Source organism: Terrilactibacillus laevilacticus (assembly GCF_006517395.1).
Lineage (GTDB): Bacteria > Bacillota > Bacilli > Bacillales > Sporolactobacillaceae > Terrilactibacillus > Terrilactibacillus laevilacticus.
Window position 1 is genome coordinate 397,823 of sequence record NZ_VDCY01000001.1, and the last position, 25,295, is coordinate 423,117.

The window sequence follows — 25,295 nt, forward strand, 5'->3', positions numbered from 1 at the left end:
ATGGCAAATGAAGTCATTAACGATGCTAAAGATCGGATGGATAAAGCTTTAGCCGCTCTTAAACGTGAACTGTCTACCATACGCGCTGGGAGAGCTAATCCAAGCATTTTAAACAAAATAACAGTTGAATACTACGGGGCACAAACCCCTCTAAATCAGTTAGCAAATATTACAGCACCGGAAGCTAGGCTTTTACTCATTCAACCCTATGATAAAACAGCAATCGGAGAGATGGAAAAAGCCATTCTTAAATCTGATTTAGGAATTTCACCAACTAATGATGGTGATGTTATACGTATTGCCATCCCTGCATTGACTGAAGAACGACGCACGGAACTTGTTAAAATCGTGAAAAAAACATCTGAAGAAAGCAAGGTAGCTATTCGAAATATTCGTCGGGATGCAAACGATAACTTGAAAAAATCAGTGAAAAATAAAGAGTTAACAGAAGACGATCAACGTGATTTAACCGATCAAATACAAAAACTTACAGATGGCTACATCTCAAAGATTGATGATACTGTAAGTGAAAAAGAAAAAGAAATGATGGAAGTTTAAGCGAGTGTTCAAAAAGGAGACAAATTAGAAGCAAGAAGGCTAAGAGCGGCGCCGTTTTGAGGACCAGCATTCCATATGATGTGGTAGCTTCAGGCGCCAGCCACAGGACGTGAGCGATTTTAGCCAGCGATCCTCTTGTATCTCCTTCATGAGGACCGGAAAAACAAGCGGGCGACCGAGATTGACAGCTTATCATTTGGTGACTTTTTGAACAACCTCTTTAAGATAAAAATGCCCTCTATATATAAAGGGGGCTTTTACTTTTTCATATCTTGTTAGTAATATACATATAGCAACCTATTTTGAATAGGTACTTTCTTTACTAAACCATGAAAATTCTATACACTAAGGATGGTATGGCTATATTACATATAATATCGAGTCTATTGACAAATATAACGGTTAATTAACGAAAAGTATGTTCTAATATTAGACAGACTCTGGAGGAAGTTGTATGCTAGAAAGGTTTTCCTTAAAAAGGGGCAAAACAAAAACACATCGTCGTGAAGAATTGGCGAATCAGGACCTCAATGTTCCGGATCATGTTGCAATCATTATGGATGGAAATGGGAGATGGGCCAACAAAAGAGGATTACCACGAATAGCAGGACACCGTGAAGGAATGAAAACGGTCAAAGAAATTGTCCGTGAAGCAAGTGAAATAGGGATAAAAGTCCTTACTCTTTATGCCTTTTCAACGGAAAATTGGAAAAGACCTAAAGATGAAGTTGAATTTTTAATGAAGTTACCGGAACAATTTTTATCAAGTTATCTTGTTGAACTCATTGATAAAAATGTTCAAGTGCAAGTGATGGGTGATCTAGATAAAATCCCTTCTCATACGCTTCGTGCTGTTACTCAGGCTAAAGAAAAAACCAAGAAAAATACAGGAATGATTCTAAATTTTGCTCTTAATTATGGTAGTCGACATGAAATCACTTGTGCTGTAAAATCTCTTATACATGATATAGAGAAAGGCATTCTGAGTAAAGAAATGATCGACGAAGACATGATTTCTAATTATTTGCTAAGCAAATCACTGCCAGATCCAGATTTGCTTATTCGCACAAGTGGCGAACTCCGAATAAGTAATTTTATGCTTTGGCAAATCGCTTATACAGAATTTTGGTTTACAGATAAATTGTGGCCCGACTTCTCAGTTAGCGACTTACATGAAGCCGTCAAGCATTTTAGTAGCCGCAAAAGACGATACGGCGGCGTAACGAGCTAGGGAGGTTACAGTTTTGAAACAACGTATTATGACGGCCATCGTTTTTGGTATAGTCTATCTTGGGTGTTTGTTCATTCATCCAGTGCCTTTTTCTATTTTGGTCACTGCGTTTGCGGTGATCGCCTTTTATGAATTATTAGCGATGAAAGGAATTAAATCGACTGAATTTCATTCTATCGTTGGCTTTATTTTTGTCGCAGGCTTAGTATTAAGGCCTTTATGGGACAACTATATTGTCGGTGTATCCACACTTAAGATGGTTGTTATTCTATTAATTTTCCTCTTTGCAAGTATCGTGTTTACGAAGAATAGAATAACATATGATGACATGGCTTATCTTTTCTTATCTGCTTTCTATATAGGCTTCAGTTTCTCGCTTCTTGCAGCAGCTCGTTTTCATGGGTTATGGCTTGTTTTGTTCATACAAATTATGATGTGGGTAACGGATAGTGGGGCTTATTTTGTCGGACGAACGTTTGGCAAAAGAAAACTTGCCCCGCACATTAGTCCGAATAAAACAATTGAAGGCTCAATTGGTGCTGTTGTCGTTGCACTAATTGTTGCCATTATTCTTTATATGTTGGTACCATCTCAAACGATTCAATCTTTGAATCATTTACTGTTCATAACACTCATTGTATCCATATTTGGCCAATTGGGTGATCTGGCAGAATCGGCAATAAAAAGACATTACGGTATAAAAGACTCCGGTAAAATTTTACCAGGCCACGGTGGTATATTCGATAGATTCGATAGTCTCCTTTTTGTTTTACCTATTTTATTTGTTTTTCATTTTTTAGGTTAGTTGTTTTGACAAAAGAGCAAGTCTTTTAACTAAGGCTTTATAGAGAGGAAGGATAGAATGAAACGACTTAGTATTTTAGGGGCAACCGGGTCTATAGGTACTCAGACATTTGATATTATTGGAACCCACCCAGAAGAATTTTCTGTCGTTGCTCTTTCTTTTGGCGAAAATATTGAGAGGGCGCTCCCATATATTCATCAATATCGCCCAAAGCTTGTTTCGGTAAAAAATGATCGCATTAAAGAAAGATTACGACCTCTGGTTCCTTCCTCTGTCAAAATTTTAGCAGGAATTGAAGGTTTAATTGAAGTCGCAACTCATCCTGATTCAGATATGCTAATCAACGCTGTATTAGGCAGTATTGGTCTTGAACCAACTCTTGCTGCTATTGAAGCGGGTAAAATGATAGGACTCGCCAATAAAGAAACACTCGTCACAGCAGGTCATTTGGTCATGGAAAGAGTAAAGGAAAAAGGCGTAACCCTCCTCCCCATTGATAGCGAGCATTCAGCCATATTTCAATCGATGCAAGGGCAGGATAAAAAAGCGATTTCGCGTCTCATTATAACGGCCTCAGGTGGAAGTTTCAGAGACCTCAGTCGAGATGAATTGAAAAATGTTTCGGTAGAAGATGCACTGAAGCATCCAAATTGGTCGATGGGTGCAAAAATCACCGTTGATTCGGCAACACTAATGAATAAAGGATTAGAAGTCATTGAAGCACACTGGCTCTTTAATATCCCTTATGAGAAAATTGATACAATTATACATAAAGAAAGTATTGTTCATTCACTAGTTGAATATCATGATAAAAGTGTTATTGCACAGCTAGGGGTGCCAAGCATGCACGTTCCGATCCAATATGCGTTAAGTTATCCTAAAAGACTTGAACTTCCACAAGAAAAAAGGTTAAACTTATGGGAATTAGGAGCCCTTCATTTTGAAAAAGTCGACACAGAACGGTTTAAATGCTTAGATTTTGCTTATCAAGCGGGTAAATTAGGCGGAAGTACACCAGCCGTATTGAATGCAGCCAATGAACAAGCTGTTGATCATTTCTTGAATAAGCGTATTTCTTTTTTGCAAATAGAAGACTTAGTTGAGAGAGCTTTAAATGAACATCAAATGGTATCAAACCCAACACTAGAGGACATCAAAGAGATTGATATAAGAACGAGACAGCAGGTTAATGACTGGGTAAAATCATATGTGTAATGATGGATTAAGTGAATGACAAACAAAGGTGGTTAGATCGTGGAAACATTTATTTCAGTCGTCATTATTTTTGGTGTCCTTATTGCTATCCATGAATTCGGACATTTGATCGTAGCCAAAAAATCAGGCATTTTATGTAGAGAGTACGCGATTGGTTTTGGACCAAAGCTATTCTCCATTAAAAAAGGAGAAACGGTCTATACTCTGCGTTTACTCCCTATTGGTGGCTTTGTACGTATGGCGGGTGAAGATCCAGAAATTATTGATATCAAACCTGGCCACCGTATTGGTCTCCTGTTTAATCATCAACAACACGTTAATAAAATGATTATTAATCATCTTGATAAATATCCTGATGCAAAACTTATCACCGTCGAAACAGCAGATTTGGAAAAAGACTTAGTCATTAAGGGATATGAATCAGAGGACGGGGATTTGATTGAGTACCCACTAGATCGAGAAGCTGAGTATGTTGTTGACGAACAAGCTTTTCAAATTGCTCCGCTAGATCGACAGTTCTCATCAAAAAGCAAAACAGCACGATTTTTAACTATATTCGCGGGTCCTTTTATGAATTTTTTACTTGCGTTTATCATTTTTGTTGTTTATTTTTCTATACAAGGAGTTCCTTCAAATGCTCCCAAGCTTGGACAACTAGTTGAAAATAATCCTGCTGTCCAAGCGGGTTTACACCAGGGCGATCGTGTCATTCAAATTGATGAACAGCCCATTAATTCTTGGCAAGACATCATGACGTATGTTAATCATCACCCGAATAGCCAATTGACGTTCACCATTGATCGAAATAATCAACAACAGAAGATCGATGTTAAAACAGATTCAAGAAAAGGGCCATCAGGTAAACAAGAAGGTTTCATTGGCGTTTATGCACCGACAAAACACTCTTTCGTCGCTTCTTTAAAAGGTGGAGTCACGCAAACCTATTTTTGGATTAAACAAGAATTAGTTGGCTTAAAAATGCTTGTAACAGGTGCCATCGGTTTAGATCAATTATCGGGTCCTGTAGGTATTTATAATGCAACTGGCCAATTTGTATCTCAAGGTTTTCTCATTGTTCTAAATTGGGCGGCGTTCCTAAGTATTAATTTGGGTATTATTAACTTGCTACCACTTCCTGCTCTTGACGGTGGACGACTTTTATTTATTATTGTCGAACTGCTAAGAGGCAAGCCCATTGATCCACAAAGGGAATCCATTGTCCACTTTATTGGATTTGCCTTATTAATGCTACTCATGGTAGTTGTTACATGGAATGACATTCAAAAAGTCTTTTTACACTAATTGAGGTTGTTCAAAAAGACACACACTATTTGTTAAAAATGTTCGCACAGAAGGTTTTTCGTTAGAACCTTCTGTGTAGTATGTTTTGAAACGTTTTGCCTGATTGAATAGTAAAACTTGCCATTATATAATAGATGATATCTTAAGCTCTAAATTGATTATAATTTACTTATAAACGATGACTTCTTTTTAGCGGTATCGCTAGATTATTCTAAATGAAATATTGAGGTGCACTTGATGAAACAAAGTAAACTATTTATCCCAACTTTAAAAGAAACACCTGCTGATGCTGAATCAGCTAGTCACCAGTTTTTAGTTCGCGGAGGTTTTATTAGACAAATTGCTGCGGGTATTTATTCTTATTTACCACTTGGCAATAAAGTCCTACAAAAAATTGAAACTATTATACGTGAAGAAATGAATAACACTGGAGCTCAGGAACTTTTGATGCCCGCTATTCAACCAGCAGAACTATGGCATGAGTCTGGACGATGGAATGTATATGGACCAGAATTAATGAGATTGAAGGATCGGCACGGACGTGACTTTGCACTTGGTGCAACCCATGAAGAATTGATTACAAGTTTAATACGTGATGAATTAAATTCTTATAAGAAATTACCCATGACCCTCTACCAAATTCAAACTAAATATCGAGATGAGAAAAGACCGCGTTTTGGTTTGTTAAGAGGAAGAGAATTTATTATGAAAGATGCCTATTCCTTCCATACTAGTCAAGAAGACTTGGATCAAACATACAAAGATATTTATGATGCCTATACACGTATTTTTGACCGTTGTGGTTTAAAATATCGCGCTGTTATTGCAGATTCTGGGGCTATTGGTGGAAAAGATACACATGAATTTCAAGCACTAGCTGCTATTGGAGAAGATACGATTGCTTATTCAGATGAATCATCCTATGCTGCGAATCTAGAAATGGCAGAGGTCATTTTTCAAGAAAATAAACAGTCTGGAACACCTGATACCTTACAAGTGATGGATCAGTTTTTTGAAGGAGATCCTGAGCGGAAACTCAAATTGGTTGGATTTAAATCAGATGATCAGAACATACTCGTGCTTGCATGCAATGATGATGAAATTAATGAAGTTAAAGTAAAAAACTTCCTTAAATTAAGAACTATTGAAACATTAGAAAATAGTGAACTTGAAAATTACGACATCCAACAACTTCCTGAGGATGTTACCCTTTTAAGCGATCAAAGCGTCAAAAATGTCGTCAATGGATATCTTTACAATGCCTCAAATAAGTCTACTTATGTTAATATAAATGTAGAACGTGATTTTCCTGAGATTCACTGTGTTGATCTTCGAGTCATCAAAGAAGGGGATTTATCACCTGATCATAAAGGGAAAATTAAGTTTGCTCGGGGAATTGAAATTGGACAAGTCTTTAAACTTGGTGAAGTGTATTCAAAATCGATGGGTGCTTCGTTCCTAGATGAGCAAGGAAAAAGTAAGCCCATCATTATGGGATGTTATGGGATTGGTGTTTCTAGAACATTATCTGCTGTTGTAGAACAATATCATGACGATAAAGGATTATGTTGGCCAGTTGCTCTAGCACCATTTCATATCCATGTCATTCCTGTCAATGTGAAAAATAATGACCAATTATCGTTAGCTACTCTATTACATGAACAACTAAGCGCTAAAGGTTGGGATGTTTTGATCGATGATCGGCAAGAAAGAGCAGGAGTTAAATTTGCGGATAGTGATCTCATTGGTTGCCCAATTCGCATTACAGTAGGAAAAAAAGCTTCTGAAGGTATTGTAGAAGTAAAAATTAGACAAAGTGGTGAGCAGCTTGAGTTGCAAGTTGAGTCACTTGAACAATTCATTTATTTAACTCTAGAAAAATAGTTTTTATACCTTTACTATTTTTGTAGGGCAAAAAAGTGGAAATGACACCCTAAGGGCACCTTTCCAGAAATCGATCAGTTAATCGTCTCACATTGAGGAATATTGGCAGTCCAGGTGTTGCCCATATTCCTTCTATTTGAACGGTGCCAGTGAAATAGGCGCCGTTCTTTTCATTCATCTTGCTTTAAATTTTGAAAGAAAGGGGAGTTGAACATGAATGAAGGAAAAACGAATCACGATCGTTTTATGATTCTTCTCAGACAACTCGAAGCCCCTACTGAAGTGATCGAAAAATATTTTAATGGTGGTCAGATTCATAAGTTAACCGTTTTTCAAGAAACTCGTCAGTGGGTGTTTACTTTTGGACTAAAAAAACCACTGCCTTTTCATGTTTATGACTGGTTAGATCGTGAGTTAAAAAAACAATTTCATAATATAGCAAGCGTATCTTTTAAAATTAATACTGACTCAGTTGATGATGCGTCACTTTTTCAAGATTATTGGTTATATTTTCTTGATCACGTTCCTGAGCTGTCCCAAGGAATTAAATCCGTATTAAAGCAGCAAAAACCGCATATTGACTCCGGTAAATTAATATTAGAGGCCTCAAATGAGGCGGAATCATTATTGATAAAACGTAAATGTGAACAGCCTTTATCTCTCTTTCTAGTAAGCTGTGGATTCCATACACTTCATCTTGAAGTCAATCTTAAACGGAACGACACGGCATACGCAGCCTTTAAAAAGCAACGAGACGAAGAAGATAAGCAGAAGGTGATTGAAGCGGTTATTGAACAGGCCAAGGCAAAAGAAAAGCAAGCTGAAGATACACCAGCAGGTCCATTTCAAATAGGATATGATATTAAAGATGATCCAGTTCCGATAAACCAAATTCAAGATGAAGAACGGCGAATAACAATACAAGGTTACGTATTTGATGTGGAAACACGTGAACTTCGAAGCGGACGTACGCTTTTACTATTTAAAATCACCGATTATACAGATTCCATTCTCGTTAAGACCTTCTCCAGAGACAAAGATGATGCCAGCAAATTCTCGGCTTTAAAAAAAGGAATATGGGTAAAAGTTCGAGGTGGTGTGCAAAATGACACTTTCGTAAGGGATTTGGTTATGTTAGGGAATGATATAGAAGAGATCAAGCCCGAGCGTAAGAAAGACACTGCTCCTGAAGGAGAACGAAGAATTGAATTGCATGCTCATACTTTGATGAGTCAAATGGATGCAGTTGTATCAGCTACGAGTTTAGTCAATCGAGCTAAGGAATGGGGACATAAAGCTATCGCCATAACAGATCATGCTGTCGTCCAGTCATTTCCAGAAGCTTATTCAGCAGGAAAGAAAAATGGTGTTAAAGTTCTGTACGGTGTAGAAGCCAATCTTATCGACGATGGTGTCCCTATTGCTTACAATGAACAAAAGCGCATCCTACAGGACGATACCTATGTCGTTTTTGATGTTGAAACAACTGGTCTATCTGCTGTTTATAACAAGATTATTGAACTTGCGGCAGTCAAAATGAAAGATGGGGAAATCATTGAACGATTTGAATCCTTTGTCAATCCTCATGAACGATTATCGCAAACGATCATTGATTTAACGAGCATCACGGATGATATGCTTGCAAGTGCTCCAGAAATTGAAGACGTATTAAAACGATTTCATGACTTCGCTGGCGATGCCATATTAGTGGCTCACAATGCCAGTTTTGATATGGGGTTTCTAAATAATGGTTACGAACAAATTGGCCTTGAAAAGGCAACGAATCCTGTCATCGATACTCTCGAACTCGGACGGTTTCTATATCCTGATTTAAAAAATCATCGGCTAAATACTTTATGTAAGGTGTTTAATATTGATTTAACCCAGCATCACCGGGCGATTTATGATACAGAAGCGACAGGATATTTATTATGGAAAATGCTTAAAGATGCAGATGAAAAGTCTATTGTGTTTCATAATCAATTAAATGACAATATGGGAAAAGGAAGCTTTGAACGTGTGAGACCAACTCATATTATTCTACTCGTTAAAAATCAGGAAGGACTTAAGAATCTCTACAAACTTGTTTCACTTTCTCATTTAAACTATTTTTATCGAGTACCACGTATCCCGCGTTCACTACTTGAAAAGCATCGAGAGGGTCTCTTGATAGGTTCAGCTTGCGACAAAGGTGAATTATTTGAGGCCATGATGCAAAAATCAATAAAAGAAGCTGAAGAAGTAGCTAAATTCTATGATTATATTGAAATTCAACCACCGGGGAATTATGCCCATCTCATTGAAAAAGAATTGGTAACTGACGAATTAGCTCTTCGTGAAATTTTAAATAATCTTGTTAAAATGGGTGAAAAACTTAATAAACCCGTCGTGGCAACCGGAAATGTTCATTATTTAGATGAAAACGATCATCTTTATCGAAAAATCCTGATAGCATCTCAAGCGGGCAACCCATTAAATCGTCAAACCCAACCAAAAGTACATTATCGTACAACGGATGAAATGATGGAGTGTTTGTCTTTCTTGGGGGAAGAAAAAGCAAAAGAAGTGGTTGTAACCAACACGCATAAAATAGCGGATTCCATCGAGGAAGTCACTCCGGTGCAAGATAAACTCTTTACACCGAAAATTGACGGTGCTGAGGAAGAAGTTAAAGAGATGAGCTATCGGGAAGCCCATCGACGTTATGGTGAGGATTTACCAGAAATCGTCGTCAAACGATTAGAAAAGGAACTTCAAAGCATCATTGGTCACGGTTTCGCCGTTATTTATCTCATTGCCCATAAATTGGTTAAAAAATCACTGATCGATGGTTACTTAGTCGGTTCAAGGGGATCAGTTGGTTCTTCACTTGTTGCAACAATGATGGACATTACAGAGGTTAACCCTCTTGCACCTCATTATGTCTGCCCAACATGTCATCAATCCGAATTTTTCACGGATGGTTCTGTTGCTTGTGGTTTTGACCTACCTGATAAGGAATGTCCTAATTGTCATACACCATTTAAGAAAGATGGCCATGATATTCCGTTTGAAACGTTCCTCGGGTTTAAAGGAGATAAAGTCCCTGATATTGATTTAAACTTTTCTGGTGAGTATCAACCTGTTGCCCATAACTACACAAAAGTATTGTTTGGAGAAGATAAAGTTTATCGTGCAGGAACCATTGGAACAATAGCAGATAAGACCGCTTACGGTTATGTCAAAGGGTATGAAGGGGATATCAATGCCCATTTTAAAGGCGCTGAAATTGATCGTTTAGCCAAAGGATGCACAGGTGTAAAACGTACAACTGGTCAACACCCTGGTGGAATCATTGTTGTTCCAGATTATATGGATATTTTTGACTTTACGCCAATTCAATTCCCAGCAGATGACAAAACATCAGAATGGAGAACCACACACTTTGATTTCCATTCCATACACGATAACTTATTAAAACTGGATATTCTTGGCCACGATGATCCAACAGCGATTCGGATGCTTCAAGATTTAAGTGGTATGGATCCTAAAACAATACCGACAGATGATAAAGAAGTGATGAAGTTATTTAGTTCAACGGAGTCTTTAGGTGTTACTCAAGATCAAATTCGCTGTAAAACGGGTACTCTGGGGATTCCTGAGTTTGGTACGCGTTTTGTTAGACAAATGCTTGAAGATACAAAACCAACCACATTTGCAGAGCTAGTTCAGATCTCAGGTCTCTCACATGGTACAGACGTCTGGCTTGGAAACGCACAGGAATTAATTAATAATGGAACTTGTGTCCTTAAAGATGTTATTGGATGTCGGGATGACATTATGGTCTACCTCATGCATAAAGGGTTAGAACCATCTCTTGGATTTAAAATAATGGAATCCGTCCGTAAAGGTAAAGGATTGCAAGATGAATGGGTCGATGAAATGAAGAAAAATAACGTTCCTGATTGGTATATTGACTCATGTTTAAAAATTAAATACATGTTCCCAAAAGCGCATGCCACTGCCTATGTATTAATGGCCATTCGGATTGCTTATTTTAAAGTTCATCATCCGATTCTCTTTTATGCAACCTACTTTTCTGTACGGGCAGACGACTTTGACATCGACGTGATGAGGCGTGGTTCACATGCCATTCGAGGCAAAATTGAAGAAATAGAAAAGAAAGGTCTCGATGCATCTCCAAAAGAAAAGAACTTATTGGTTGTTCTTGAACTAGCACTTGAAATGTGTGAACGTGGATTTAATTTTACTTCTGTCGATCTTTATCGTTCTAAGGCAAGTGAATTCATTGTTGATGGAGATACTCTCATACCTCCATTTAATGCCCTCCCTGGTGTAGGTACAAATGCAGCCATTAACGTTGTCAAAGCGCGAGAAGAAGGCGAGTTTCTATCGAAAGAAGATTTACAAAAACGGGCTAAACTTTCTAAAACAGTTGTTGAATATTTAGACCAACATGGTTGTTTGGAAGGAATGCCAGATGAAAACCAACTGTCTTTATTTTAGATAGTTGCAATCATATCTTTAAAGTAGTAATCTCGTAGTTAGGTTTTCCTTTTATCCCGCCTTAACGGGCTAGTCAAGATCCCCACCTCAGATTCTGAGTATTCAAAGAAGATAGGTGGGGGATCAACTGCCCGTAAAGGTCCGATTAGTTCAGGCTTTCCATCAGTGGAAGATGACGCAGGCTAAAAACTAGGTGTCCTGTCGCAACGTCTGCACGAGCACATCCTGTGCGTCGAAAACCCCCACTGATGGAAGTTTCAATTTATTGATGTCTTTGTGAATGGAAGATATTTCCTCGCCGTATTTAGTAAAAGTTGCCTTTAAACAAAAGGTATGTTATATTAACTTTGGAGATACTAATGAATAGGTCGTTTTAGAAGAGTGAGGAGATCCTCACTCTTTCGTTTTCGAAAGGAGGTATAAAAGTATGGCAGGAAAAATATCAGAACAAACAAAGGAACTCATCCTTCCGATCTTAGATCAACTTGATATTGAACTTGTTGACCTCGAATATGTTAAAGAAGGTAAGAACTGGTTTCTTCGTGTATTCATTGATTCACCAAAAGGCGTTGATTTAGATATGTGTACAGCGGTCAGTGAACGTTTGAGCGAAGCACTTGACAAAGATGATCCGATAAAAGAGGCTTACTTTCTTGAGGTATCGTCAGCAGGGGCAGAAAGACCACTGAAAACAAATGAAGATTTGAAAAAAGCGGTCCAAAAGCAGGTACATATTACAACATATGAACCCATAAATGGAGCAAAACAATTTGAAGGAAAACTGATTCATGCAGATGAACAGGCTGTAACACTTGCAATTAAAAATAAAACGAGGGTTGAAGAAATAACTTTACCCGTTGAAAAGATTGCAAGTGCAAGACTTGCGATCATTTTTTAATGCTAAAGTAGTTTGCATAAAGGGGAGAAAATAAGACAATGAGTAGCGACCTATTAGATGCTATGACTGCGCTAGAAAAAGATAAAGGAATTAGTAAGGAAGTTCTTATTGATGCATTAGAAGCAGCGCTGATTTCTGCATACAAAAGAAATTTTAATCAAGCGCAAAATGTTCGTGTTGATATAAATGAAGGACTTGGTCAAATTAAAGTTTTTGCACGAAAAGAAATTGTAGAAACGGTAGAAGATCAAAGACTCCAAATTTCACTTGAACAAGCAAAAGCGATTAATCCACATTATGAACTTGGAGACACTGTTGAGATTGAAGTAACGCCTAAGAATTTTGGCCGTATTGCTGCACAAACAGCAAAACAAGTTGTCACTCAACGTGTACGTGAAGCTGAACGTGGTGTGATTTTCTCTGAATATATTGATAGAGAAGACGATATCATGACAGGAATCGTTCAAAGACTGGATCACCGTTACATTTATGTTGATTTAGGAAGAGTTGAAGCGTTACTTCCATTAACGGAACAAATGCCAAATGAGTCCTATCACCCACATGATCGCATTAAAGTGTATCTTACAAAAGTTGAAAATACGACAAAAGGACCTTCGATCATGGTATCAAGAACTCATCCTGGACTTTTAAAACGGTTATTTGAACTTGAGGTACCAGAAATATTTGACGGAACCGTTGAGATTAAATCAATCGCACGTGAAGCGGGCGATCGCTCGAAAATAGCGGTACATGCTGATGATGCAGCTGTTGACCCAGTCGGTTCATGTGTTGGTCAAAAAGGTGCACGTGTTCAAACCATTGTAAATGAATTAAAAGGCGAAAAAATTGATATTGTCCGTTGGTCTGAAGATCCAGTGACTTATGTTGCAAATAGTTTAAGTCCTTCAAAAGTTCTTAAAGTCATTGTAGATGAAGAAAACAAGGCGACAACGGTTGTCGTACCCGATTACCAATTATCACTTGCAATTGGAAAAAGAGGGCAAAATGCAAGACTTGCAGCTAAGTTAACAGGATGGAAAATAGATATTAAAAGCGAATCAGACGCTCTTGAACAAGGGTTGCTTTCTGAAAGTGATAACAATGAAGAACCACTTCCTGCAGCCGAGGAGCTCCCAAGTGATTTTGATGAGAATGAAGAACTAAAATCAAACACTGAAGACGAATAAGTGGGGTGAAAGACGTGAAAAAGCGTAAAGTACCCATGCGCAAATGTATTGTCACACAGGAATCTGCTGAAAAAAAAGCTTTATTTCGTGTTGTTCGGTCACCTGAAGGTGAAGTATCATTAGATTTAACGGGTAGAAAAAATGGCCGGGGAGCTTATATTTCTATGAAGAGAGAAGTTGTTGATAAAGCAGAATCAAAAAAACTGTTATCAAGACATCTCGAAGCTGACGTGCCTCAAGAGGTATTTCAAGCGATGCGGTCATATTTAGAGGAGAACCATATTGACTAGGCAATGGCAATCGTTATTGGGTCTCGCCGCAAGAGCCCGAATGATCATTTCAGGTGAAGAACAAGTGATCCAATCGATAAGAGCTAAGAAGGCATTTGCCGTCATCATGGCAAACGATGCCTCTAAGCGAACGAAAAAAACGATATCAAATAAATGCAATTACTACGATGTACCACTTCTCATAGTAGATAATCGAGAAGTGCTAGGTAGGGCGATTGGCCAACCTGAACGTGTCCTTGTTGCGGTGACAGATCAAGGATTTGGTCAGCGAATGATCGCGTTGTTAGATCAATCTACACGGGGGTGAACATATGAGTAAGATGCGTGTCTATGAATATGCAAAACAACATCAATTAACGAGTAAAAAAGTGATTATGGAATTGAAACAAATGGGAGTAGAAGTTTCGAGCCATATGTCGGTTATAGAAGATGATGTCATTGGAAAATTAAATCATAGTGTGAATCCTTCTACAAAAAAAGAGACCAAAGAAAAGCAAACTGAAGGACAAACAAAAAATAAAACAAACAAAGAGGTAAGTGTGGAAGCTATAAAAACGCAAAACAAATCAAATCAAAACCAAAATCGTGGCAAAAATGACAATCGAAAAAGAATGAAAGATAACAGTAATAACAATAACAAAAGGTTTAACAAGAAAAGAAATAATAATAAACGTACATCACCGTCTGTAAAACAAGAAATTAAATTACCTGAGAAAATGACCTTTTTAGGTTCTTTAACAGTTGCCCAATTTGCAGAAAAACTTGGTAGAGAATCAACTGAAATCATTAAGAAATTAATGATGCTTGGTGTTATGGCTACTAAAAACCAAGATTTAGATAAAGATACGATTGAACTCTTAGCGAATGACTATGGTGTTGCTGTAGAGGAAGAGGTCGTGGAGGATGAAGCTCAATTTGAAGATCGTGAATTTGAAATAGATGAAGATACGGCGATAACAAGACCACCTGTTGTGACCATAATGGGTCATGTTGATCATGGTAAAACAACCTTACTGGATTCCATTAGACACACAAAAGTCACTGCGGGAGAAGCTGGAGGCATTACACAACATATAGGCGCCTATCAAATTAGTCACGAAGGCAAGAAAATTACCTTTCTAGACACGCCAGGACACGCTGCTTTTACAACAATGAGAGCTAGAGGGGCAGAAATTACTGATATTACGATCCTTGTTGTTGCAGCAGATGACGGTGTTATGCCACAAACAGTCGAAGCGATTCATCACGCTAAAGCAGCAAATGTACCTATTATTGTTGCTGTTAATAAAATTGATAAAGAGGGCGCAAATCCAGATCGCGTGATGCAAGAATTAACAGAGCACGAACTCATACCCGAAGACTGGGGTGGGGATACTATCTTTGTTAAATTATCCGCACTCAGTGGAGAAGGTATTGATGAACTTCTTGAAATGATCTTGCTTGTTGCCGAAGTAGAAGAATATAAAGCAAATCCTAATACACTGGCACGAGGCACCGTTGTTGAAGCTGAACTTGATAAAGGCAGAGGGCCGGTTGCCACCTTACTCGTACAAAATGGTACCTTACACGTAGGAGATCCAATCGTTGTTGGCGGAGCATTCGGTCGAGTAAGAGCCATGGTCAATGATCTCGGCAAACGGGTGAAAATGGCAAAGCCAGCAACTCCGGTAGAAATCACTGGTTTAAATCTTGTTCCTAATGCTGGTGACCAATTTATGGTCTTTGAAGATGAGAAAAAAGCGAGACAAATTGGAGAAACTAGAGCTGAACGTCTTGTATTAGCTCACAGAAAAGAAACAACGAAAGTTAGTCTAGACGATCTCTTCCAAAAAATCCAAGAAGGCGACATAAAAGAAATTAATGTCATCATCAAAGCGGATGTACAGGGCTCTGTAGAAGCTCTTGCAGGATCTCTTCGTAAGATAGAAGTAGAAGGATGTAAAATAAACATTATCCATACGGGTGTTGGAGGTATAACGGAATCTGATATAATTCTTGCATCAGCTTCAAACGCCATTATTATTGGATTTAATGTTCGACCTGATAATCATGCTAAAAGTACTGCAGAAGCAGAACAGGTTGATATCCGTTTATATCGTGTTATTTATGATGCTATCGACGAAATGGAATCTGCGATGAAAGGTATGCTTGATCCTGAGTTTAAAGAAAAAGTCATTGGCCAAGTGGAAGTTAGAACAACGTTTAAAGTATCTAAAGTAGGGACGATTGCTGGTTGTTATGTCACTGATGGTAAAATTTCGCGATCAGCAGGAATCAGGCTTATCCGTGATGGTGTTGTGATTTATGAAGGAAATGTGGATACATTGAAACGTTTCAAAGATGATGCTAAGGAAGTTTCTGCAGGATACGAATGTGGTATTACATTAGAGAACTTCAATGATATTAAAGAAGGCGATACCATGGAAGCTTTTGTTATGGAAGAAGTTAAACAAAAATGATCATTGGCGCTGCAGTTTGTGAATGTATTCTATATGATGCACAGTCATTAAAAGACAAACGCGCCATTATTAAAAGTATATTATCAAAAGCAAAGCAGCGCTATAATCTCTCAGCAAGCGAAATAGATTTTCAAAACGTCTGGCAAAGATCAAAGTTTGCTTTTGTATCTGTTGGAACATCGAGGGTGCAAATTGAGCGTGAATTACATCATGCTCTTGCTCTCATCGATCAAAGAACGGACATTGAACGAACTGTGACAAGTTTCGAATGGCTTTAAAGTGAGGTGCAACATGGCAAATTTACGTTCTCACCGTATTGGTGAACAGATGAAGAAAGAATTAAGTGATATTATTCAAAATAAAATCAAGGATCCTAGAGTCGGTTTTGTTACCGTTACAGGTGTCGAAGTTACTGGTGATCTTCAGCAATCAACAGTCTATATTAGTGTTCTAGGAAGTAATGAGGATAAAGAGAACACGATTACAGGTTTGTCAAAAGCCAAAGGGTTTATCCGCTCAGAAGTAGGGAAAAGAATACGGTTGCGCAAGACACCAGATATCATATTCAAATTTGATGAATCTATTGAATATGGCAATCACATTAATCAACTTCTTCATGAGCTCAACCATAATGATGAAATGAAGTAACGATCAAAAGAGTTGATTAAGTTTCCATATACTACTTTTTTAATCACTATTGTGCTAAAAATGTAAGAGACGGGGATAGACAATGTTTACGTCTATCCTTTTCTCTATGCTTTATGAAACTCTTACAATGATTCTGTTCTAATTCTTTGACTCCATTAGAAGTGTCTTGATTCTGTTAAGCTTTAAAGAAGGTGAGTAAATGTCGTCATATACTGGGATTTTACCGCTCTACAAACCTAAGGGAATAACTTCACATGATTGTATTTTTCGATTAAGAAAAATTTTACGTTACAAAAAAATCGGTCATACTGGAACATTGGATCCTGAAGTTGACGGTGTTCTTCCAATTTGTTTAGGTAGAGCTACAAAAATATCGGAATACTTACTTAATTATCCAAAATCATATCGTGGAATTATAAGACTCGGACAAGCAACAGATACCGAGGATGCGACTGGACAAGTGATCGAGGAGAAAAAAGTTCAAAGAACATTAAATCGGCAGGATATTGAAGGTGTTTTTAATTCTTTCAAAGGTGTTATTCAACAAGTCCCGCCCATGTATTCAGCTGTTAAAGTCAATGGAAAGAAACTATATGAGTATGCCCGTGCAGGTATGACAATAACCAGGCCTGTAAGACAAGTGACCATATATGATTTAAGGATTCACGGGAATCAGTCAGTGTTTGAATCAGAGATACCCTTTGATGTTAAATGCAGCAAAGGTACATATGTACGAACATTAGCCGTTGATATCGGAAAAAAATGCGGATATCCAGCGCATTTAGGAACATTAACTCGTACATCGGCTGGTCCTTTTCAGGTGAATGATTGTTTGACTTTTGAAGAAATTGAACAAGCTGTACATGAAAATAGATTTTCAGAATGTCTTTCGACTATTTCTTATGCCCTTCAATATATGCCAAGTTTGTCCGTTGACAAAAATTTAGAAGAGAAAATAATAAATGGCGCTGTCCTACCATTAATGACACAAGAAGGCAAAAGTCCATTTGCCATCTTTAATCAAGCGGGGGATTGCTTAGCTATTTATCAAAAGCATCCTGACAAAGAGGGGTTAATGAAGCCTGTAAAAGTTCTCCTAATAAAAGAAGATGATAGAAGGTGAGAAGGATGGAAATTATTCATTCAACGAGTCCAGGAGATATCCGGTTAGATGCGGCCAAAGAGAAAGTCGTAGCTCTTGGGTATTTTGATGGTGTTCACAAAGGTCATCAAAAAGTCATTAAAACAGCTGTTGACATTGCAAAAGAAAAAGGTATGCAATCCGTAGTTATGACCTTTCACCCACATCCTTCTGTTGTGCTAAGTCCCAAGTCTAAGCGGAAAAGTTACATAACACCTCCAGACGTTAAAGCAGAGTTGTTTGCAGAATTGGGGATTGATGTAACTTATTTTATCCATTTTGATCTTAATTTTAGTCGACTATCACCACAAGAATTTGTGGATTATTATTTAATCAAACTTCATGCCAAACATATTGTCGCCGGGGATGATTTTACATTTGGCCAAAAAGCAGCAGGTAATATGGTGAATATTAATGATTATTCGAGAAGTATGTTTAATCATACCACTGTGCCATTTGTTAATGTTAATGGAGAGAAAGTAAGTTCAACAATCATCCGTTCTCTCATAGAAGAGGGAGATTTTTCAAATGTTTCCACCATGTTAGGACGTCAATATGAAATTAGAGGTACTGTTGTACACGGAGACAAACGTGGTAGGTTATTAGGATTTCCTACAGCTAATGTTTCATGCAGTGAAGAATTCATCATTCCAAAAAATGGGGTTTATTTAGTGAACTTTGATTCACAAGGAAGATCTCTCAATGGAATTTGTAGTGTTGGTGTTAGACCAACGTTCTTTGATAAGGAGGTTCCAGTAACGGTAGAGGTTTATATCTTAGATTTCCATGGTGATTTATATGACCAAGAGGTTAAAGTATCTTGGATTAAGAGACTTCGAGATGAGGAAAAATTCGATTCTGCAGAAGCACTCATTCAGAGAATGGAACAGGATAAAAAGGAAGCAGCTGCTTTCTTTATGGCTAACGGCCGAATTTAAGGATTATTTGGATTTATTTTTTGTCATAAATGCATAACTATGACTTGAATTGTCGATATAAAAAGTGTAAAATAGATTTTGTACGACTTTCGTACTTTAACCATATCGTGGCATATCGATTCACCAACGATTTGCTAGGATAATTGGGGATAATTTATAAGGAGGTGAAAAGGATGGCTTTAACAAAAGAGCGTAAAAATGAACTCATAAATGAGTATAAAACACACGATAAAGACACTGGTTCACCAGAAGTCCAAGTTGCTGTCCTAACTGAACAGATCAATACGTTGAATGATCACTTACGTACTCACAAGAAAGATCATCACTCACGTCGTGGTCTTCTTAAAATGGTAGGTAAACGTCGTAATCTATTAACTTACTTGCGTAACAAAGACGTTACACGTTATCGCGAACTTATCAATAGTCTTGGATTACGTCGATAAGATGAACAAAAAGCGGGATAATTCCCGCTTTTTTGTACTTTTTAATAACGGTTCAAATTGACGACAAATACATAAAATTGATTTGACGATTTGTTTGAGACTAATTTTTGACGTATTGATAAAAAATAAGTGGGTATTAACTCTGTATATTAAAGTGCGAGTTCAAAAAGGTGACAAATTAGAAGGGTTACTGGCTAAGTAAGCTGGCATCCTGCAAGAAACGCCAGTACTAGCCCGTACTGGGCGTCGGAAGGATAAGAGCGGCGCAAGTTTCCTTAGGACCGGCATTCCACATGATGTGGTAGCTTCAGGCGTGAGCCACAGAACCTGAGCGATTTTAGCCAGAGATCCTCTTGTATTCGCTACATGAGGACCGGAATAAATAAGCGGGCGCCGAGATTCACGCTATCGTTTGTTGACTTTTTGAACAACCTCTTAAAGATGTATATATAGGATTTATATATAGCTGCAAAGAATTAGTTTGAATAGAAAGGAGCCACATTTAACATGGAACAATTAAAACATACGTATACCATGGATTGGGCAGGAAGGCCACTTACTGTAGAAATTGGGCAACTTGCCAAACAAGCCAATGGCGCTGTTCTCGTTCGTTATGGAGAAACAGTTGTATTATCAACAGCCACAGCTTCCAAAGAACCAAAAGATCTTCCGTTCTTCCCTTTAACCGTGAACTATGAGGAAAGACTATATGCTGTGGGGAAAATACCTGGAGGCTTTATTAAAAGGGAAGGGCGTCCAAGTGAAAAAGCGATTCTTGCTAGCCGTCTTATTGATCGTCCCATTCGTCCCTTGTTTGCTGATGGATTTCGTAATGAAGTTCAAATTGTAAGTATGGTCATGAGTGTCGATCAAGATTGTCCATCAGAAATGGCAGCTATGATCGGCTCATCTTTATCACTTTGTGTTTCTGATGTTCCTTTTGATGGTCCAATAGCAGGTGTCATTGTAGGACGTGTGGATGGCGAGTTTGTTATAAATCCAACGGTCGAACAAGCAGAAAAAAGTGATATTCACTTAACAGTAGCAGGAACGAAACATGCCATTAACATGGTTGAAGCAGGAGCAAAAGAAGTACCTGAAACAGTGATGTTGGATGCCATTTTGTTCGGTCATGAAGCAATAAAAGAATTAGTGGCTTTCCAAGAAAAAATTGCGGCGGAAATTGGCAAAGAAAAAATGGAAGTAACATTATTTAAAGCTGATGAGGAACTTGAAAAACTAATCAGAGAAATACTTGGGACAAAATTGACTGAAGCCATTCGTACTAAAGAAAAACATGCGCGCGATGAAGCAATTAACCAAGTTAAACAATCAGTTATAGAAACTTTAACCGAAAATGACGAAGAAGATGTCGATCTTGCGATGGTTGAAGATGTTTTATATAAAATGACAAAAGAAGAAGTTCGACGGATGATTGTACGTGAAAATATCCGCCCAGATGGCCGGAAAAGTAATGAAATCAGACCGTTATCATCGCAAGTTGGCATTCTTCCAAGAACACACGGTTCAGGATTGTTTACACGTGGTCAGACTCAAGCCTTAAGTATTTGTACACTAGGTGCACTTGGAGATGTCCAAATTCTTGACGGGTTGGATATGGAAGAATCAAAACGCTTTATGCATCATTATAACTTCCCGCCATTTAGTGTCGGAGAAGCACGTCCGATGCGTTCACCTGGACGTCGTGAAATTGGGCATGGGGCACTTGGTGAACGTGCGCTGGAACCGGTTATACCGTCTGAGACAGATTTTCCATATACCATTCGTTTAGTATCAGAGGTACTTGAATCGAATGGATCGACTTCTCAAGCAAGTATTTGCGGTAGCACACTTGCCATGATGGATGCAGGTGTTCCTATTAAAGCACCAGTCGCAGGTATCGCCATGGGTCTTGTCAAATACGAAGATGACGTTGTGGTATTGACGGACATTCAAGGTATGGAAGATGCTCTTGGTGACATGGACTTTAAAGTAGCCGGAACAGAAAAAGGGGTCACAGCCCTTCAAATGGATATTAAAATTTCTGGCATTAACCGTGAAGTATTAGAAACAGCGTTAACACAAGCAAAAGAAGGTCGCATGACGATTCTTAAATCTATGCTTCAGGCACTCCCAGAACCACGTAAAGAACTTTCAAATTATGCACCGAAAATTTTAACAATGCATATTAAACCTGATAAGATTCGAGACGTTATTGGCCAAGGTGGAAAAGTCATTAATAAAATTATTGAACAGACAGGCGTTAAAATTGATATCGAACAAGATGGTACGGTATTTATTGCTTCAACAAATCAAGCCATGAATGAGAAAGCAAAAGGTATCATCGAAGACATTGTACGTGAAGTAAATGTTGGAGATATTTTCTTAGGTAAAGTCAAACGTATTGAAAAGTTTGGCGCTTTCGTTGAGTTGTTTAATCAAAAAGATGGTCTTGTTCATATTTCAGAACTTGATCACAAACGTGTTGCAAAAGTTGAAGATGTTCTCAATATAGGTGATGAAGTACTGGTTAAAGTTATCGATATCGATAAACAAGGTCGAATCAAACTTTCTAGGAAACAGGCCCTTCCAGATGAAAACAAAAAAACTGAAGCATAAGAGATAAAGAGGTGGTTTGACCGCTTCTTTTTTTCTTAATTTGGTCTATCAAAGAATAAAGTGAAACTTCCATCAGGGGGATTCTTTAGACCTTTACGGGCAGTTGACCCCACGCCAATCTTCTTTAAATACTCAGAATCCTGAGGTGGGGGTCTTGACTAGCCCGTTAAGGCGGAATAAGTGGGATAAGATTTGGACAAACTTGGAGACATCGTGTCATCCAAGTTTTTTAGTGTTTAAGTGCGTGTTCAAAAAGGTGACAAATTAGAAGCAAGAAGATCAAGACGACGCTGTTTTGAGGACCGGAATGTAGGTTTTTGCTACATGAGGACCGGAAAAACAAGAGGGCGCCAAGATTCGTAGCTTATCATTTGGTGACTTTTTGAACAACCTCTTTAAGAATTAAGATAAAATTATCGATGCTTTTTTATCATTCATCGGATTCTTCATTTTTCAAGCTCTCAGATGTTCTAAAACAAGCTTATCGGCATAAGGTTGTACAAGGGAGGGTGGACGATTGAAGAAAAAATGGTACATTTCGATTTTTTGTCTTTTTACGGTTGTAGTTTTTGGATCCATACTAGTATTTGTCTTTCCTAAACATAATGCAACGTCGATTAAAACGAATGAAACGGCTGCAAATCAAAAGGTTTTGTATCAACAAATAAAGGATTATCATAGCAATATAAGTGAAAAGCCGCAGGACGCACGAAACGATCCAGTTTGGAAAGCAATACCCGGTTATAATGGTTTAACCATTGATACTCGGAAAAGCTTCCAACAGATGAAAAAAAACAATACATTTAATCCGAAAAAATTGGTGTATAAAGAGGTTCCACCAAAGAAGCATCTTGATGATATATTACCAGCTCCGATTTACCGTGGAAACCCAAAAAAACCGATGGTCGCTTTCTTAATAAACGTATCGTGGGGTAATGAATACATCCCTCAAATGCTTAAAATATTGAAGCACAATCACATACATGCTACTTTTTTTCTTGATGGAAAGTGGGTAGAAGATAATTCTAAATTGGCCTTAATGATCGCGGAGGGTGGACATGAAATTGGAAGTCACGCTTACGGCCATCCAGATTTAAATAAGATGACAAAATCAGACGTGTCAACAAGTCTGAAGAAAGCTAACAGAGTGATTGAAGCGACATTAGATTTAAAACCAAGGTTGATGGCTCCACCTAGTGGAAGTTTTAATCAACAAACAGTCTATGTATCACATCAACTTGGTATGAGAACAATTCTTTGGACAGTAGATACGGTTGATTGGAAACATCCTGATACGAGATCTATGGTGATGCGTGTTATCAGTCGAACGGAAAACGGGTCGATGATTCTGATGCATCCAACAAAAGAATCGAGTCGTGGGCTAAATAGGATGATAAAAGGGATTGAGAACAAAGGCTTCCGTTTCGGCACAGTATCAGAAATGCTAAGTGAAGAACGTGTTTTACCAAAACCTGGAAAATAAATTAATTTATTTTTTTATATGATGAAATAGAAAGAACCCTGACCTAGAGCCTCACTTTAGATAAAAATGATTTTAAGTTTATCTATTTGTCCTTGCTATTTGTGAATGTTATGATGATACGAGATATTGAATATTTGGATACAGGAGGAACATCACGTGATAACAAAGCATGTTTGTTCAAACGGTGTACGGATCATACTAGAAACTCTGCCGACCGTCAGATCAGTAACGATTGGTTTTTGGGTGGCAACGGGTTCTCGTTATGAAAACGAAAAAAACAATGGCATTTCCCATTTCATTGAACATATGTTATTTAAAGGTACTGTGAATCGAACTGCAAGGGAAATTGCTGAAAGCTTCGATCGTATTGGCGGACAGGTTAATGCGTTTACATCCAAAGAATATACTTGTTATTATGCAAGGGTTCTGGATGAACACGCTGAATATGCTGTTAATATTTTATCTGATATGCTTTTTCATTCAAAACTCGATGATGAAGATATAAATAAAGAAAAGCAAGTTATTGGTGAAGAAATAAAGATGTATGATGATACACCAGATGATCTTGTTCACGACTTATTGAGTGAAGCAAGTTTTGGGAAACATCCACTAGGTTTTCCGATTCTAGGAACAGAGCAAACGATTCAATCTTTCACACAACAAGACTTAAAAGATCATATGACGGCATTCTATACACCTGATAATATCGTCGTATCCATAGCTGGGAATGTTGACGAAAAGATCATCCCCATAGTGGAACGTATATTTGAAACGACGCCTAAGAGAATCCATCGCCAAAAAATTCAAAAACCGACCTTTAGACCGGATCATTTACTTCGTAAAAAAGAAACAGAACAAGCTCACGTTTGCCTTGGCTATGAAGGAATCGCCAATAACCATGAGACTCTATTTCCTCTTATTGTGATGAATAATATCCTTGGAGGAAGTATGAGTAGTCGATTATTTCAAGAAATTCGTGAAGATCGAGGACTTGCATACTCAACTTTTTCATTCCATACCTCCTATAAAGATAGTGGGATCCTTACTTTGTACGGTGGGACAGGTCGGGATCAAATGGATGAACTGTGTGATGCACTATTAAAAACAGTTGAGAAAATAGCTGATCAGGGTGTTACCCAAAACGAATTAGAGAATAGTAAAGAACAGTTAAAAGGGAATATGATGCTTAGTCTAGAAAGTACGAGTAGCCGAATGAGTCGTAACGCAAAAAATGAATTAACATTAGGAAGGCAAAGAGAGATGGATGAAATGATTGAGAAGATTAATAGTGTGACTCTTAACGATGTCTCTTCGATTGCGAAGACCATTTTCAATCAGCCTTTTTCTTATTCTATTGTCAGTCCGGCGGAAGATATACCAAAAGCCTTTCAACCTATTAATCCCATTTCTAAGTAAAAGTAAAAATCTCTTATTGATTCAAAATGATAATTAAATCATCTAAAAAACAGATTGTCGACAAAAGGTATCGAGAGCATGCTCTTCGGTGCCTTTTGTCGATTTTCGTATATGAAGGTTATTTTCCGCTCCAGGTGCTTGATTTCCTATTGTGTTCGCCGAGCTTCCTCGTTGCAAGCTCCTGCAGGGTCTCGTTTGTAATACTAATCCCCCAGAGTTTAGCGACTTAATACTTTAGGCTGCGCCTAACCGAAATTATCACCCCCTTTCCA

20 protein-coding genes are annotated in these 25,295 nt (G+C 37.9%); all 20 read left to right on the forward strand.

The features are described from left to right. On the forward strand, positions 1-558 hold the full coding sequence (gene frr, locus FG390_RS01785; RefSeq protein ID WP_141189298.1) for a ribosome recycling factor: 558 nt from the start codon (positions 1-3) through the stop codon (positions 556-558). A 454-nt stretch (positions 559-1,012) separates the two neighbouring features. After that, entirely contained in the window at positions 1,013-1,789 is a 777-nt protein-coding gene (gene uppS / locus FG390_RS01790; RefSeq protein WP_141189299.1) for an undecaprenyl pyrophosphate synthase, read from the forward strand. A gap of 13 nt (positions 1,790-1,802) precedes the next feature. Then, complete coding sequence (locus tag FG390_RS01795) at positions 1,803-2,594, forward strand: phosphatidate cytidylyltransferase (RefSeq protein WP_141189300.1); 792 nt, start codon at positions 1,803-1,805, stop codon at positions 2,592-2,594. A 57-nt stretch (positions 2,595-2,651) separates the two neighbouring features. Next, complete coding sequence (locus FG390_RS01800; RefSeq protein WP_141189301.1) at positions 2,652-3,809, forward strand: 1-deoxy-D-xylulose-5-phosphate reductoisomerase; 1,158 nt, start codon at positions 2,652-2,654, stop codon at positions 3,807-3,809. Positions 3,810-3,848: 39 nt separating this feature from the next. Continuing rightward, on the forward strand, positions 3,849-5,111 hold the full coding sequence (gene rseP, locus FG390_RS01805) for an RIP metalloprotease RseP (RefSeq protein WP_141189302.1): 1,263 nt from the start codon (positions 3,849-3,851) through the stop codon (positions 5,109-5,111). Between the two features lie 237 nt (positions 5,112-5,348). Then, positions 5,349-6,995, forward strand: a complete 1,647-nt coding sequence (locus tag FG390_RS01810) for a proline--tRNA ligase (RefSeq protein WP_141189303.1) — start codon at positions 5,349-5,351, stop codon at positions 6,993-6,995. Positions 6,996-7,208: 213 nt separating this feature from the next. Continuing rightward, entirely contained in the window at positions 7,209-11,501 is a 4,293-nt protein-coding gene (locus FG390_RS01815; RefSeq protein WP_141189304.1) for a PolC-type DNA polymerase III, read from the forward strand. A gap of 427 nt (positions 11,502-11,928) precedes the next feature. Then, a complete protein-coding gene (rimP, locus tag FG390_RS01820) occupies positions 11,929-12,399 on the forward strand; it encodes a ribosome maturation factor RimP (protein ID WP_141189305.1) in 471 nt (156 codons plus the stop codon). A 38-nt stretch (positions 12,400-12,437) separates the two neighbouring features. Then, positions 12,438-13,586 (forward strand): transcription termination factor NusA, encoded by a 1,149-nt coding sequence (gene nusA, locus FG390_RS01825; protein ID WP_141189306.1) that lies wholly within the window; start codon positions 12,438-12,440, stop codon positions 13,584-13,586. A 14-nt stretch (positions 13,587-13,600) separates the two neighbouring features. After that, positions 13,601-13,876: an RNase P modulator RnpM gene (rnpM, locus tag FG390_RS01830; protein ID WP_246092624.1), complete on the forward strand. Its 276-nt coding sequence runs from the start codon at positions 13,601-13,603 to the stop codon at positions 13,874-13,876. Next, entirely contained in the window at positions 13,869-14,183 is a 315-nt protein-coding gene (locus FG390_RS01835; protein WP_373681512.1) for a YlxQ family RNA-binding protein, read from the forward strand. The genes rnpM and FG390_RS01835 overlap by 8 nt, the downstream gene beginning before the upstream one ends. A 4-nt stretch (positions 14,184-14,187) precedes the next feature. After that, a complete protein-coding gene (gene infB / locus FG390_RS01840; RefSeq protein WP_141189308.1) occupies positions 14,188-16,335 on the forward strand; it encodes a translation initiation factor IF-2 in 2,148 nt (715 codons plus the stop codon). Continuing rightward, positions 16,335-16,613, forward strand: a complete 279-nt coding sequence (locus FG390_RS01845) for a DUF503 domain-containing protein (RefSeq protein ID WP_181406344.1) — start codon at positions 16,335-16,337, stop codon at positions 16,611-16,613. Before infB ends, FG390_RS01845 begins: the two co-directional genes overlap by 1 nt. 13 nt (positions 16,614-16,626) lie before the next feature. Further along, positions 16,627-16,983 (forward strand): 30S ribosome-binding factor RbfA, encoded by a 357-nt coding sequence (gene rbfA / locus FG390_RS01850; RefSeq protein ID WP_141189310.1) that lies wholly within the window; start codon positions 16,627-16,629, stop codon positions 16,981-16,983. Between the two features lie 199 nt (positions 16,984-17,182). Next, entirely contained in the window at positions 17,183-18,106 is a 924-nt protein-coding gene (gene truB / locus FG390_RS01855) for a tRNA pseudouridine(55) synthase TruB (protein ID WP_141189311.1), read from the forward strand. A gap of 5 nt (positions 18,107-18,111) precedes the next feature. Then, the gene (locus tag FG390_RS01860; RefSeq protein WP_141189312.1) at positions 18,112-19,062 is read left to right on the forward strand and encodes a bifunctional riboflavin kinase/FAD synthetase; all 951 of its coding nucleotides are present in this window, start codon (positions 18,112-18,114) and stop codon (positions 19,060-19,062) included. Between the two features lie 173 nt (positions 19,063-19,235). After that, the gene (gene rpsO, locus FG390_RS01865) at positions 19,236-19,505 is read left to right on the forward strand and encodes a 30S ribosomal protein S15 (protein WP_141189313.1); all 270 of its coding nucleotides are present in this window, start codon (positions 19,236-19,238) and stop codon (positions 19,503-19,505) included. Positions 19,506-20,012: 507 nt separating this feature from the next. Next, positions 20,013-22,124 (forward strand): polyribonucleotide nucleotidyltransferase, encoded by a 2,112-nt coding sequence (locus FG390_RS01870; RefSeq protein WP_141189314.1) that lies wholly within the window; start codon positions 20,013-20,015, stop codon positions 22,122-22,124. 517 nt (positions 22,125-22,641) lie between these two features. Continuing rightward, positions 22,642-23,607 (forward strand): polysaccharide deacetylase family protein, encoded by a 966-nt coding sequence (locus tag FG390_RS01875; protein WP_141189315.1) that lies wholly within the window; start codon positions 22,642-22,644, stop codon positions 23,605-23,607. A gap of 156 nt (positions 23,608-23,763) precedes the next feature. Continuing rightward, positions 23,764-25,023 (forward strand): M16 family metallopeptidase, encoded by a 1,260-nt coding sequence (locus FG390_RS01880; protein ID WP_141189316.1) that lies wholly within the window; start codon positions 23,764-23,766, stop codon positions 25,021-25,023. The last annotated feature ends 272 nt before the right edge of the window (positions 25,024-25,295 follow it).

Excerpts from the sequence above, each read along its gene's own strand:
- frr (WP_141189298.1), top strand. The coding sequence starts at position 1 with ATGGCAAATGAAGTCATTAACGATGCTAAAGATCGGATGGATAAAGCT.
- uppS (WP_141189299.1), top strand. The coding sequence starts at position 1,013 with ATGCTAGAAAGGTTTTCCTTAAAAAGGGGCAAAACAAAAACACATCGT.
- FG390_RS01800 (WP_141189301.1), top strand. The coding sequence starts at position 2,652 with ATGAAACGACTTAGTATTTTAGGGGCAACCGGGTCTATAGGTACTCAG.
- FG390_RS01810 (WP_141189303.1), top strand. The coding sequence starts at position 5,349 with ATGAAACAAAGTAAACTATTTATCCCAACTTTAAAAGAAACACCTGCT.
- FG390_RS01815 (WP_141189304.1), top strand. The coding sequence starts at position 7,209 with ATGAATGAAGGAAAAACGAATCACGATCGTTTTATGATTCTTCTCAGA.
- rimP (WP_141189305.1), top strand. The coding sequence starts at position 11,929 with ATGGCAGGAAAAATATCAGAACAAACAAAGGAACTCATCCTTCCGATC.
- nusA (WP_141189306.1), top strand. The coding sequence starts at position 12,438 with ATGAGTAGCGACCTATTAGATGCTATGACTGCGCTAGAAAAAGATAAA.
- infB (WP_141189308.1), top strand. The coding sequence starts at position 14,188 with ATGAGTAAGATGCGTGTCTATGAATATGCAAAACAACATCAATTAACG.
- rbfA (WP_141189310.1), top strand. The coding sequence starts at position 16,627 with ATGGCAAATTTACGTTCTCACCGTATTGGTGAACAGATGAAGAAAGAA.
- truB (WP_141189311.1), top strand. The coding sequence starts at position 17,183 with ATGTCGTCATATACTGGGATTTTACCGCTCTACAAACCTAAGGGAATA.
- FG390_RS01860 (WP_141189312.1), top strand. The coding sequence starts at position 18,112 with ATGGAAATTATTCATTCAACGAGTCCAGGAGATATCCGGTTAGATGCG.
- rpsO (WP_141189313.1), top strand. The coding sequence starts at position 19,236 with ATGGCTTTAACAAAAGAGCGTAAAAATGAACTCATAAATGAGTATAAA.
- FG390_RS01870 (WP_141189314.1), top strand. The coding sequence starts at position 20,013 with ATGGAACAATTAAAACATACGTATACCATGGATTGGGCAGGAAGGCCA.